Below are 13,000 nucleotides of genomic sequence, written 5' to 3' on the forward strand. Positions count from 1 at the left end.
ACGACCCAGCTCTGACCGGACCGCCAGAACAGCTGCCCGTCCGACGTCGCCGCGTACAAGGCCCGCTCGCCCTTGCCGCCGGCGATCGTCACCGCGTCGTCGAGCGTCGGCAGAGCCCGCGTCTGACCGGCCAGCGGCACAAGGTGGTAGGCCGCGGCGGTCGCCGCGCCCGAGCGGCCGAGGACGCCCAGCGTCGAGTCGTCCACCCAGACGACGCGGGTCGCATCGACGAGCGTGGCGCCGACACCGAGCGCGTCACCGAGCTGTTGCGGCCGATCCTTGTCGTCCCGCATCACCGCAGCGACGTCGAGCGTGAGCCCGTCGGGCCCGCTGGACAGGACCGCGATCCGGGTGCCGTCCCGCGAGACGCGCAACGACCGCACCGTCCGCCCCGCGAGCCAGTCGGCCCCGACGGAGACGAGCTGCCCGTCGGCCCGCACCGCGTCCAGTGCGCCACTCGCACCAGCATGCGCGGACCATGCCCAGCCGAGCCGGTCCACCGACGGCGGCACGAGCCCCGGCGCCTGGAGCAGCACCTTCGCGGGCGTGTCGAGCGTGGGGGCCAGGACCAGCGAGTCCGTTCCGGACAGCAGGACGCGGAACGTGCCGGCTTCGTCACGAGCAGCGTCGTGAGCCCCCAGCCCGGCCAGCGAGCCCACGCCGTCGACCGGGATGAGCGCGCCCTTCGACATCGTCATCACGACGTCGCCCTGCAGCGCCTCGAGCGGCGCCTCGGAGTCGATCCCGCGATTCAGCACGGTCGGCATCGTCCTGAGCGGGACGCCTCCTGCGGTGACCTCGACCCCGCTCACCCGGGGGATCCGGAGCGTCGCCTCGATCTGCGCGAGCAGCAGGGCGCGTTCGGCCGCGTCGGCCAGCGCCGCCCCCGACAGCCCGACCTCCGCGGTCCCGTCGGCCGCGATCGGGACGGCGTCCGGGGTCAGCTCGACGCCGTCCGGGACCGCTGTGCGCACGCCGTCCCGCAGCCAGGCCGAGGGGCCGGCGAGCAGCGCCTGCATGACCGACGTCGCGAGGTTGCGGACCGGGAACCACCGGACGTCGGGCACGAGGTAGCTCTTGTCAGGAGACAGGAAGTAGATCGCGGCCGACCGGTACACCTGCTCGAAGCTCGGCGCCGACAGCACGACGCCGTCGTCGAGCACCGAGATCCGCCACTGCCCGGAGCTGTCCTCGACGAGGTCGAAGGCGAGCGACTCCTGGGCCCCCGGCGCGGCCTCGGCGTACTGGCCGTTCGCGTCGATCCGCGCCGCGACGGTCAGCTTGACCTGGACCTGAGTGTCGGACACCAGCGTGATCTCCGGGATCGACGACGTCGGGTAGACGACGACGCGCTCGCGCGGCCGCCAGGTGCCGCGCGCCTCTCCGGCCAGGTACTCGCGCGCGACGCTGAAGTCGTTGTTGACGTCGGCGCTCGGGTCCCGGCTGAAGCCGGCCGCGCTCGCCGTGAGGAAGCCCTGGACGATCGCCACGGGTCCCGCCCCGGGGTCGGGTCGCTCACCGAGCGGGCTGAGCGGCGCGGGCTCACTCACCTCGTTGACGCCCACACCGACCGCGCCGGACGTCGGGATCGCCGCGCACGCACCCAGGAGCATCGTCACGAGCACGGCGATCGCCGGGAGCACGGTGGTGCGGCGGACAGGCCTGCGGGCGGCGGTCATCGGGCGTCCAGGTGGTCGAGGTCGGTGTCCTGGTCGAGGTCGGGCAGGGCTGCCGGGTCCACTCCCGTGCGCTCGACGGGGGCTGCGACGTCCGGTGGCTGCTCGGGCTCGAGCGGCAGCGGCGACCCGGTCAGGCGGATCCCGGCGCGCCGCGGCAGCGTGAGCCGGAAGCTCGCACCCTGCGCAGGGCGGCTCCAGACCTCGAGCCAGCCGCCGTGCAGGTGCGCGTCCTCGAGCGAGATCGCGAGCCCGAGCCCCGAGCCGCCGGTCGTCCGCGCCCGCGCCGGGTCGGCGCGCCAGAACCGGTCGAAGACGTGCTCGCTCTCCTCCCGCGTCATCCCGACTCCGGTGTCGCGCACCGTGACCGCGACCGCCTCGGCGTCGGCGTCGAGCGTGACCTCGACCGTCGTTCCCTCCGCGTGCTCGATCGCGTTGACCAGCAGGTTGCGCAGGATGCGTTCGACGCGGCGCTGGTCGATGTCGGCCTGGCACCGCTGCTCGGGCAGGACGACGCTCAGCCAGGAACCCTTCCGCTCGGCGAGCGAGACGGACTGCTCGACGACAGCGCTCACGGCATCACGCAGGTCCCGACCCTCGGCGTCGAGCACGGCCGCACCGGCGTCGAACCTGCTGATCTCGAGGAGGTCGACGAGCAGGTCCTCGAACCGGTCGATCTGCATGAGCAGCAGCTCGGCCGACCGCTTGATCCCGGGCTCGAACTCGTCGCGCGAGGCGTGCAGCACCTCCCCCGCCATCCGGATCGTCGTGAGCGGGGTGCGCAGCTCATGGGACACGTCGGACACGAAGCGGCGCTGGAGCGCACCGAGCTGCTCCATGCGGATGATCTGCTCCTGGAGGCTCTCCGCCATCTCGTTGAACGAGCGGCCCAGCGTCGCCAGCTCATCCTGACCGCGCACGGGCATGCGCTCCTCGAGGTGCCCGTCCGCGAGGCGCTCGGCGACCTCCGCCGCGATCCGGACGGGACGGACGACCTGCCGGGTGACGATCCAGGTCATCGTGCCGAGCAGCACCACGAGCGCCGCCCCCGCGATCGCGAGCATCCGTTGGAGGAACGCGAGGCGCTCCTGCTCGGACTGCAGGCTGTACAGGAAGTAGAGCTCATAGGTGCCCGCCACGGGGACGGTGACCGTCTGACCCACGACGACAGCAGGCTCGACCCTCGGCGAGCCGGCCTCGGTGACCGTCGACGAGGGCCACGCGGCCGACTGCCAGCGCTGCCCCTTGCCCGCCTGGGTCTGTGCTCGCAGGTCAGGGCCGATCAGCGAGACGAGGCTCGAGTCCGACGCCATCGGGATCACCAGGACGGGCATCGCCTGCCCCGGCGCCCGCAGCATGAAGACCTCACGGTCGCCCGAACCGCCCGAGCTCAGCGCGAGGACGACGTCGTTGATGAGCTGCTGGACCTCGGTCGAGGTCGTCGCCGTCGACGAGTCGAAGGTCGCCTGCGCCTGCTGGGTGCCGCGCGCGCTCTCCTCGAGCACCTGGTCGACCCGCTGCGTGAACAGCCCGTTGCGGATCCGGTCGGAGAGGTACACGCCCAGACCCGCCAGGGTCGCGAGACCGATCGCCAGCGTCGTGGCGATGACCCGGAGCTGCAGCGACGAGCGCCACGAGCGAGCGAACGCCCGCGGACGGCGGGTGAGCCGGACGCGGATGAGGCGCCACGCCCGTCGCGCGCGCGCTGACACCGTCGCACTCACTGCGGCGTGACGCCCGCCTTGTACCCGACGCCGCGGACGGTGACGACGATCTCGGGCCGCTCCGGGTCCGCCTCGATCTTCGAGCGCAGGCGCTGCACGTGGACGTTCACGAGGCGCGTGTCTGCCGCGTGCCGGTAGCCCCAGACGCGTTCCAGGAGAACCTCGCGGGTGAAGACCTGCCACGGCTTGCGCGCGAGCGCCACGAGCAGGTCGAACTCGAGCGGCGTCAACGAGATCGGCACGCCGGCGCGCGTGACCCGGTGACCGGTGACGTCGATCGTCAGGTCACCGATCGCCAGGTGCTCGGGCGCCGGGTCGTCGCTGCGCCGCAGCCGCGCGCGGACCCGAGCGATCAGCTCCTTGGGCTTGAACGGCTTCGAGATGTAGTCGTCCGCCCCCGACTCGAGCCCGAGGACGATGTCGACGGTGTCCGTCTTGGCTGTGAGCATGACGATCGGCACGCCCGACTCGGCCCGGATCAGCCGGCACACCTCGGTGCCGTCCTTACCCGGCAGCATCAGGTCGAGCAGCACCAGATCGGGCTGCGACGCCCTGAACACGGCCAGCGCACCGTCGCCGTCCGCGCAGAACACCGGCTCGAACCCCTCCGAGCGCAGCACGATCCCGATCATCTCCGCCAGCGCGGTGTCGTCATCGACGACGAGCACTCGACCCTTCATGCGCACATGATCGCATCGCGTACCCGATCCATGGGGACGTGCGTGCGCAGATCACCCCTGCGCGCGGCCGGAGCGGCCCGCGCGCACCCCCGCGTGGCGGCCGGACGAACCACTGCGACCCGGGCGCCGGGGTACCGCACCGTGGCACGATGTGCCGGTCGGCCGGATCGAACCTCGCCCGGCCGACTGCGGCACGCCATGGCGCCGGACCTGCGAAGATCCACGGTGGAGCCGACGACGAACCAGGAGCGCTTGCGATGACCACCCCGCACGAGGACACGCCACGGCCGCCGGGCTGGGCGCTCCCGAACCCGAGCACCACCCCGCCCGCCGGGCCGGGCGCTGCTGCGCCGGGAGCCGGGCCGGTCGGACCGCCTGCTCAGGGCACGCCCCAGGCGCCCGGGTGGGGTCCAGCCCCCGGAAGCACGCAGCCCCCGGGGTGGGGACCAGCCCCCGGAGGCTCCCAGCCGCCCGGCTGGGGACCTGCCCCCGGCTACGGCGGCCCCGGCTACGGTCAGCCCGGCCCGCCCCCGGGCTACGGGGCACCCGCCTGGCGTCCGCCGGCCCTGCAGCCGGGCATCGTCCCGCTGCGGCCCCTGGGCCTGGGCGAGATCCTCGACGGGTCGTTCCGCGCGATCCGGGCGAACCCGCGCGTCATGTTCGGCCTCAGCGCTGCGGTCGTGGCGGTCGTCGTCGCCATCCAGGCTGTCCTCACCTGGTACGTCGGCGGGCTGATCGCGGGCGCTCTCGACGACCTCGCGCGCTCGGCCGACCCGACCGGCGAGCTCGGGCTCGCGGACCAGTTCGGGCCGTCGTTGGCGACCATCCTGACCACACCGTTCGTCGCGCTCGCGACGACCCTCCTGACCGGGCTGCTGATCGTGTCCGTGAGCCGGTCGGTCATCGGCCAGAAGATCAGCGTCGGCGAGGTCAGCCGGATCGCGCGCGGACGCATCTGGTGGGTCGTCGGGTTCACGGTGCTGCTCGGCCTCGCCTGGTCGGTCGCCTTCGCCGTGTACGGCGGCTCGATCGCCCTGCTCGCGAGCCAGAAGCAGTGGGGCGCGCTCGCCGTCGTCGTGCTCGTCGGCGGCCTCGCGCTCGTGGTCGCCGTCGCGTGGGTCACCGTCCGGACGTTGCTCGTGCCGGCCGCGCTGATGCTCGAGGGGGCGCGGTTCTGGGTCACCGTCCGGCGCGCCTGGCTCCTCACGCGGGGCGGCTTCTGGCGGCTGTTCGGCATCTACCTGCTCGTGCAGGTGATCGTCGGAGTCGTCGCGTCGATCATCGTCTACCCCGTGAGCCTCCTGTCCATGGTCCTGTTCCGGGACCCGACGATGACCTCGTTCGGGCAGATCGTGCTCACGTCGGCCGGTTCCGTCGTCGCGCAGACCTTGTCGACCGTGTTCTCCGCCGCGGTGATCGCACTGCTCTACATCGACGTGCGCATGCGTCGTGAGGGCCTCGACGTCGAGCTGGCGCGCGCCGCAGAGACGGCCGCGTGATCGACGGGCTCCTCGCGCTCGCCGCGTCCGCCGTCCCGGTCACCCCGGGCGCGGACGAGGCACGCTCATGGCTCGAGGACGAGCTGCTCGATCCCGCGTACCACAGCAGCCGCAGCCTGCTGCAGCGCTTTCTCGACTGGCTCCAGCAGCAGTTCGAGGGAACGCCACGATTCGGAGCTCCCTCGCTGGTCGTCGCGGCCGTCGTGGTCGGCGTCCTGCTCGTCGTCGCAGTGCTCGCCTTCTGGGTGGCCGGTCCGGTGCGCCGCTCCCGCCGGGTGCGCACCGTCGGCGCGCTGCGCGCAGGAGACGACCGCCGCACGGCCGACCAGCTCAGGTCCGCCGCCGACCAGGCCGCAGCGCAAGGACAGTGGAGCCTGGCCGTCGCCGAGCGGTTCCGTGCCATCGTGCGGGACCTGGAGCAGCGCACGGTGCTCGACGACCGCCCGGGTCGGACGGCCGACGAGGCGGTCGACGCTGCCGCTGCGCGACTACCCGAGCTCGGCGCCGACCTGCGCCGCGCGGCACGCCGGTTCGACGACGTCGTCTACGGCGACGAGCCCGCCGACGCCAGCGACGACACGTGGCTGCGCGGGCTCGACCAAGCCGTCGCGAGCGCCCGGGTGTCCGTGGTGGCATCGGCAGCCAGGTCGGACGAGCTGACGTCCGACGCGGGGCTCAGATGAGCGCGTCGGGCGTCGTCGGCGCCGCACCGGTCATCGGCGACGGTACGACCACCCGCACCCGTGCCCGCAGCCGGTGGCGGCGCGCGCGCTGGCCGCTGGCCGTCATCGGCGTCATCCTGCTCACCGCGCTGCTCGCGGCGCTGCCGGAGCCCCGCACGTCGACCACGGCGCTCGCCCCGGACAACCCGCAGGGCAGCGGCGCGCGCGCAGCTGCGCAGGTGCTCGGTCGACAGGGCGTCGCCATCGACTACGTACGCACCATCTCCGCGGCGACGGCGCACGCGACTGCCGGCACGACGCTCCTCGTGACGAGCGACTACCTGCTGGGCCCGGACCAGATCGACCGCCTCGCGCACACGGGTGCCGACCTGGTGCTGCTGGCGCCCGACTACCTGCTCGAGGGCGTCACGGACGCCGCCAGGGCGTCCTGGGCAGCCGATGCGGTCTCGACCGCGCCGCGGACCGCGCAGTGCGCCGACCCCGATGCCCAGGCCGCGGGCACCATCTCCGGGACCGCGGACGGGTTCGAGGCGCTCGGGCCGTCCGCGACCGTGTGCTTCCCGGCGCCGAGCCCCCAGCGCAGCAACGGCGCCTACCTCGTCGTCGAGGGCTCGCGGCGCATCACGGCGTTCGCCGACGCGGGCATCGTCAGCAACGCCCGCATCACGGATGACGGCAACGCCGCGCTCGTCCTGCGTGCGCTCGGCCGCCACGAGCACCTCACGTGGTACGTCCCGTCGCTCTCGGACACCGGTACGGGCACGTCGACCGGGCCCTCGCTCACCGATCTCCTGCCGCCCGTCGCACCGGTGCTCGCGCTCGAGCTGCTCCTCGTCGCGGTCGTCGCCGGGGTGTGGCGCGCACGACGGCTCGGTCGGGTCGTGACCGAGCCCCTCCCCGTCACCGTGCGGTCGGCCGAGACGACGCGCGGGCGTGGCCGCCTGTACCGGCGCTCGCGCTCGTACGGGCACGCGGCCGCGGCGCTGCGGGCTGGAGCCGCGACGCGGGCGGCCGCTCGGGTCGGGCTGCCCCGGACCGCCGGGGCTCCCGCGGTCATCGATGCGCTCGCGCGCGCGACCGGGCGACCGGGCGACGAGGTCGCCACACTGCTGTACGGACCACCACCGACCGACGATGTCGGGCTGGCACAGCTGGCCCGCAGGCTCGACGAGCTGGAGAGCGAGGTTCACCGATCGTGACCGAGGAACACCCGAACACCCCGTGGCCGACCAGGCACGACACGAGCGGGGTCGCGCTGACCCCTGCGCCGACCGCCACGGGTCCGACACCGTCGCAGGAGCTGCGCGACGCGCTCGGCGCCGTCCGGACCGAGGTGGCGAAGGCCGTCGTCGGGCAGGACGCCGCGGTCACCGGTCTGGTCATCGCGCTGCTGTGCCGCGGCCACGTGCTGCTCGAGGGGGTCCCGGGGGTCGCGAAGACGCTGCTGGTGCGCTCGCTCTCGGCCGCGCTCGACCTCGACACCAAGAGGGTGCAGTTCACCCCGGACCTCATGCCGGGCGACGTGACGGGCTCGCTCGTGTACGACGCGCGGACCGCGGAGTTCTCCTTCCGCGCAGGTCCGGTCTTCACCAACCTGCTGCTGGCGGACGAGATCAACCGGACGCCCCCGAAGACCCAGGCGTCGCTGCTCGAGGCGATGGAGGAGCGCCAGGTCACCGTCGACGGGCTGCCCCGCGCGCTGCCCGACCCGTTCCTCGTCATCGCGACGCAGAACCCCATCGAGTACGAGGGGACCTACGCGCTCCCCGAGGCACAGCTCGACCGGTTCCTGCTCAAGCTCACGCTGCCGCTGCCCGAGCGCGACCACGAGATCGAGATCCTCGCGCGGCACGCCGGCGGGTTCGACCCGCGGGACCTCGGTGCGGCCGGCGTCAGGCCCGCCGCCGGGGTCGAGGTGCTCGCCCGGGCCCGCGCCGAGGTCGCTCGTGTGCAGATCTCGCGCGATGTCCTCGGGTACACGGTCGACGTGTGCCGGGCGACCCGGCAGTCGCCGTCGCTCTCGCTCGGGGTGTCCCCGCGTGGGGCCACCGCGCTGCTTGCGACGTCCCGCGCCTGGGCGTGGCTCTCCGGTCGCGGCTACGTGACACCCGACGACGTCAAGGCGCTCGCCCACCCGACCCTGCGGCACCGCGTCCAGCTGCGCGCCGAGGCGGAGCTCGAGGGCGTCAGCGCCGAGAGCGTGCTCGACACGGTGCTCGCCTCCGTGCCGGTCCCCCGCTGAGCCGTGGCGATCACCTGGCGGGCCGTCGCGCTCGCCGCGCTCGGGATCGTGGCCGTGGTCGTCGTGCCCGTGCCCGGCACGGTGCTGCTCTGGGCCGTCGTCGTCGCGCTCGCGTGCACCCTCGACGCCGGGCTTGCGGCCTCTCCGCGGCTCGTGGCGGTGACCCGGACGGTGCCCGGCTCGGTCCGGCTCACCCAGTCGGCGACGTCGACCGTGACCGTCACGAACGTCGGCCCGCGGAGGTTGCGCGCGACGGTCCGTGACGCGTGGCAGCCGTCGGCCGGCGCGGGGTCCAACCGTCACCAGGTCGACGTCCAGCCCGGCGACGGCCGGCGGCTGGTCACCTCGCTGGTCCCGACCCGGCGCGGCGACCGGCACGCGGACCGCGTGACGATCCGCACGGTCGGACCGCTCGGCCTCGCGGGACGCCAGGTCTCCCTCGACGTCCCCGCGACGCTGCGGGTGCTGCCCGAGTTCGCGTCGCGGCGCCACCTGCCGAGCCGGCTCGCTCGGCTGCGTGAGCTCGACGGGCGCGCGGCCGTGCAGCTGCGGGGCGCCGGGACCGAGTTCGACTCGCTGCGTGAGTACGTCATCGGGGACGACGTCCGGTCGATCGACTGGCGCGCGACGGCGCGCCGCAACGACGTCGTCGTGCGGACGTGGCGACCGGAGCGAGACCGCCGCGTGCTGATCGTTCTCGACACGTCCCGCACCTCGGCCGCGCGCGTGCTCGACGCGCCTCGCCTCGACGCGTCGATCGAGGCCGCGCTGCTGCTCGCGGCTCTCGCCTCGCGTGCCGGTGACCGCGTCGAGCTCGTCGCGTTCGACCGGCGCGTGCGCGCGAGGGTCGCCGGCGTGAGCGGTCCTCGCCTCATGCCGGCGATCGCCGACGCGTTGGCCGGCGTCGAGCCGACGCTCGTCGAGACCGACTGGCCCGGCGCTGTCGAGGTCGTCCGCGCGCGCCTCACCCAACGCTCGCTCGTCGTGCTCCTGACCGCCCTCGAGCCCGCGGCGGTCGAGCAGGGTCTGCTCGGCGTCGTCGGGCAGCTCACCGAACGCCACCGGGTCGTGCTCGCCTCGGTCCGCGACCCCGAGGTCGAGGAGCTGCGCACCGGTCGCCGCGACGCCGCCGAGGTCTTCGACGCCGCAGCCGCCGAGCGCGCCGGGCTCGAGCGAGCCGCAGTCGGTGTGCGCCTCCGGCAACGCGGCGTGGAGATCGTCGACGCGCTGCCGGACGAGCTCGCACCTCGGCTCGCCGACACGTACCTCGCACTCAAGGCAGCCGGGCGCCTGTAGCGGCGGCCGCCTCTCGCCGACGCGCCGCCCCGATGAGCCGACCGCGAACCGGGCACGTGTCAGGGCCGGTCGGTAGCGTCGGGCTGTGCCGACGGTCGACGCCCCGCTCCTGACCCGCGCCGCGCTCAACCGTGCGCTGCTCGCGCGGCAGCACCTGCTCGCGCGCGCCACCGGGCCGGCCCTCGACCTCGTCGAGCATCTCGTGGGTCTGCAGGCGCAGAACCCGCCGAGCCCGTACACGGCCCTCTGGAGCCGCGTCGAGGGCTTCGGGCACGACGAGGTCGGTGCGGCGCTCATGAGCCGTCGCGCTGCGCGGATCGCCGTCATGCGGGGCACGATCCACCTCGTCACGGCCGCGGACGCGCTCGTGCTCCCCAGCCTCACGGCCGCCCTCTACGCGCGCGACCTGCGCACCAACACCCAGCACGGTGCCGGGCTACGCCAGCTCGACCTCGACGAGCTCACGAGTGCCGCCCGCGCCCTCGTCGAGCAGTCGCCCCGGGCCACGACCGAGCTCGGTCGTCTGCTCGCCGAACGATGGCCAGACGTCGCACCCGCGACGCTCGCGTACGGCGCGCGCGGGACCCTCCCGCTCGTCCAGGTGCCACCCCGCGGGGTGTGGCGGCGGTCGGGTGCGACGACGTGGACGACGGCAGACGCGTGGTTCGGGCCGGACGCCGTCGGGCGCGCGCCCGACCTCACCGACCCCGACGTGCGCTCCGCCGAGCTCGAGCGACTCGTGCTGCGGTTCCTCGCGGCCTTCGGACCGGCGAGCGTGGCCGACGTCCAGCAGTGGTCGGGGATCGCGGGACTGCGGCCGGTGGTCGAGCGGCTTCGCGACCGGCTCGCGACGTTCCGGGCCGAGCCGGCGCCTGGCTCAGCGACCGGCCGGGAGCTCTTCGACCTGCCCGACGCCCCGCGCCCCGACCCCGCGGTCGACGCCCCGGTCCGATTCCTGCCCGACCTGGACAACCTGCTGATCGCGCACGCCGACCGGACGCGGGTGATCTCCGAGGAGCACCGACGGCGGCTCGTCAGCCTCAACGGCGTGCTTCCGGGCACGTTCCTCGTGGACGGGCGCGTCGCGGGGACGTGGACGGTCACGCGCGTGCGCGTCCCCAGCGGCCAGGTGCGTCCACGTCGCGAGCTGGCGACGCTGGAGCTGCGCCCCTTCGACGCGCTCGAACCCTCGACGAGCGCCGCGGTGGCGGCCGAGGCCGAACGACTCGTCCGTTTCGTCGCGGACGACGCGGCCGACCACCGGGTGCTGGTGGCGCCGCCGTGACCGCTACCCCGCGACCGCGAGCGAGTACCCGGCCTGGTCCGCCTCGAGGTCACCGGTCTCGCCGTCCGACGCCGCGCGATGGCCGAGCACGAGCGTGTAGGTCCAGAACGCCGTGAGCGCCACCGCACCGATCGCGATCTTGACCACCCACGGCAGCGCTGAGCCGGTGACGAACCCCTCGATCAGCCCCGAGACCGCCAGGACACCCACGAGTCCGAGCGCGACGGTGAACAGCGCTCGGCCCTCCTCGGCGAGCGCACGCGTCCGCGTGCGCGGGCCGGGGGCGACCCACGTCCAGAACAGGCGCAGCCCCGCGGCGATCGACACGAAGATCGCCGTGAGCTCGAGCATGCCGTGCGGGGCGATGAGCTGGAGGAAGATCGGGAGCTCGCCGTGCGCGGCCATCATCCCGCCCGTCGCGCCGACGTTCACCGCGTTGTTGACCAGGACGAACACCGGCATGATGCCGGTGATCCCGAGGCCGACGCCCTGCGCCGCGATCCACGCGTTGTTGGTCCACACCATGGCGGCGAACCCCGCACCCGGGTCGTAGTACGACGCGAACGCGTTGTCGACGTACTCCTTCTGCTCGCTGGGCGTCCCCATGGCCGCGAGCGCGTCGGGCTGGGTCGCGACCCAGACCCCTGCGACGACGGCGAGCAGCACGCTCGCCACCGCGACCGCGACCGTCCACCAGCGGATCCGGTACAGCGCAGCCGGCAGCGAGACGACCAGGAACCGGGCCATGTCACGCCAGGCAGGTTCGTGGGCGCCGGCGATCTGGGCGCGCGCGCGGGCGATCAGCTGCGACAGCCGCGTGACCGTCTCGGGGTCCGGCGCGCTCGAACGCACGGTCGACAGGTCCGTCGCCGCCGACTGGTAGAGCCGGACCAGCTCGTCCGCCTCAGCGCCGGTGAGCCTGCGTCGCCGGGCCAGCTCGTCGAGCCGCGCCCACGAGCCGGCGCGCACGGCGGTGAAGGCATCGAGGTCCACGCCCGATACCCTGCCACAGCGCGGTCTCGCGCATCCCGCGCTCCGAGCACTTCTGTGCTCCGGGCGTGCACGCACCGCACGACACCAAGAGGGAGGCCGATGGACGAGGGCATCGTCACCGGTGAAGGCGTGCTGCTCGACACACGCCCGACGTCGTTCGCGTCCCGGTTCCTGGCCTCCCTGATCGACGTCGCCGCGCTCGCGGTCGCCGGCCTGGCCGTCGTGATCCTCGTCGCGCAGACGCCGCTGAGCCTGACCTCGACCGGCGCCCGGATCCTGTCCGTGGTGCTCATCGCCGTCGTGACCGTCGTGCTGCCGACCACGGTCGAGACCGCGACGCGAGGCCGCTCGCTCGGCAAGCTCGCGATGGGCATCCGGATCGTGCGCGACGACGGCGGCCCGGTCCGGTTCCGGCAAGCCTTCATCCGCGCGCTCGTCGGCGTGGGCGAGCTGTGGCTGACCGTCGGGTCGGTCGCGCTGATCTGCTCGATCGTGCACCCCCAGGGCAAGCGCGTCGGCGACGTGCTGGCGGGCACGTACGCGATCCGGCTCCGAGGACGTGCCCCGACCCGCGCGGCGATCGACATGCCACCGCAGCTCGCCGCATGGGCGCACAGCGCGGACGTGCGTCGGCTCCCCGACGGGCTCGCGCTCAGCGTCCGACAGTTCCTCGGGCGCACGAGCACGCTTCACCCGGCCTCCCGCGTGCAGCTCGGGACCGACCTCGCGACGCAGGTCGCGCGGTACGTCGCACCGCTGCCGCCGGCCGGGACCCACCCCGAGTACTTCCTCGCCGCGGTGCTCGCCGAACGTCGCGACCGAGAGCACGCCGCCGCACTCCGGTCGGAGCAGCGCGCGGCCGCCGAGAGCGCCATGCTCGCGCGCCTGCCGCACGCCGTCCCCGACCCGGTCGACTGACGCC

General features: G+C 74.0%; 11 protein-coding genes. 7 read left to right on the plus strand and 4 right to left on the minus strand.

From position 1 onward, the window contains the following. The 3 genes from VFW79_RS00005 to mtrA form a co-directional block, all read right to left on the minus strand. Nucleotides 1–1,679 (minus strand): LpqB family beta-propeller domain-containing protein (locus VFW79_RS00005; protein WP_329675275.1); only part of this gene is annotated, 1,679 nt, incomplete at its 3' end. Further along, complete coding sequence (gene mtrB / locus VFW79_RS00010; protein WP_329675276.1) at nt 1,676–3,388, minus strand: MtrAB system histidine kinase MtrB; 1,713 nt, start codon at nt 3,386–3,388, stop codon at nt 1,676–1,678. The genes VFW79_RS00005 and mtrB, both read right to left, overlap by 4 nt. A gap of 8 nt (nt 3,389–3,396) precedes the next feature. Further along, nucleotides 3,397–4,080, minus strand: coding sequence for an MtrAB system response regulator MtrA (gene mtrA / locus VFW79_RS00015; RefSeq protein WP_329675277.1), 684 nt, complete (start codon nt 4,078–4,080; stop codon nt 3,397–3,399). A gap of 257 nt (nt 4,081–4,337) precedes the next feature. On the opposite strand from mtrA, the gene VFW79_RS00020 reads away from it, so the two are divergent. The 6 genes from VFW79_RS00020 to VFW79_RS00045 all read left to right on the plus strand — a co-directional run bounded on the left by VFW79_RS00020 (nt 4,338) and on the right by VFW79_RS00045 (nt 11,085). Next, nucleotides 4,338–5,579, plus strand: coding sequence for a hypothetical protein (locus tag VFW79_RS00020; protein WP_329675278.1), 1,242 nt, complete (start codon nt 4,338–4,340; stop codon nt 5,577–5,579). Next, nucleotides 5,576–6,262 (plus strand): DUF4129 domain-containing protein, encoded by a 687-nt coding sequence (locus VFW79_RS00025; RefSeq protein ID WP_329675279.1) that lies wholly within the window; start codon nt 5,576–5,578, stop codon nt 6,260–6,262. Before VFW79_RS00020 ends, VFW79_RS00025 begins: the two co-directional genes overlap by 4 nt. Beyond that, a complete protein-coding gene (locus VFW79_RS00030; RefSeq protein ID WP_329675280.1) occupies nt 6,259–7,461 on the plus strand; it encodes a DUF4350 domain-containing protein in 1,203 nt (400 codons plus the stop codon). Before VFW79_RS00025 ends, VFW79_RS00030 begins: the two co-directional genes overlap by 4 nt. A gap of 56 nt (nt 7,462–7,517) precedes the next feature. Beyond that, the gene (locus VFW79_RS00035; protein WP_329675303.1) at nt 7,518–8,504 is read left to right on the plus strand and encodes a MoxR family ATPase; all 987 of its coding nucleotides are present in this window, start codon (nt 7,518–7,520) and stop codon (nt 8,502–8,504) included. A 3-nt stretch (nt 8,505–8,507) separates the two neighbouring features. Next, nucleotides 8,508–9,800: a DUF58 domain-containing protein gene (locus VFW79_RS00040; protein WP_329675281.1), complete on the plus strand. Its 1,293-nt coding sequence runs from the start codon at nt 8,508–8,510 to the stop codon at nt 9,798–9,800. An 85-nt stretch (nt 9,801–9,885) separates the two neighbouring features. Further along, nucleotides 9,886–11,085 carry a winged helix DNA-binding domain-containing protein gene (locus VFW79_RS00045; RefSeq protein ID WP_329675282.1) on the plus strand — a complete coding sequence of 400 codons (1,200 nt, stop codon included), beginning with the start codon at nt 9,886–9,888 and terminating at the stop codon, nt 11,083–11,085. Between the two features lie 3 nt (nt 11,086–11,088). Here the strand turns inward: VFW79_RS00045 and VFW79_RS00050 are convergent, their stop codons facing one another. After that, nucleotides 11,089–12,078, minus strand: coding sequence for a stage II sporulation protein M (locus VFW79_RS00050; RefSeq protein ID WP_329675283.1), 990 nt, complete (start codon nt 12,076–12,078; stop codon nt 11,089–11,091). A gap of 99 nt (nt 12,079–12,177) precedes the next feature. Between VFW79_RS00050 and VFW79_RS00055 the strand changes: the two genes are divergently transcribed. Further along, nucleotides 12,178–12,996, plus strand: a complete 819-nt coding sequence (locus VFW79_RS00055) for an RDD family protein (protein WP_329675284.1) — start codon at nt 12,178–12,180, stop codon at nt 12,994–12,996. The last annotated feature ends 4 nt before the right edge of the window (nt 12,997–13,000 follow it).

The organism is Cellulomonas sp. (genome assembly GCF_036279715.1).
GTDB lineage: Bacteria > Actinomycetota > Actinomycetes > Actinomycetales > Cellulomonadaceae > Cellulomonas_A.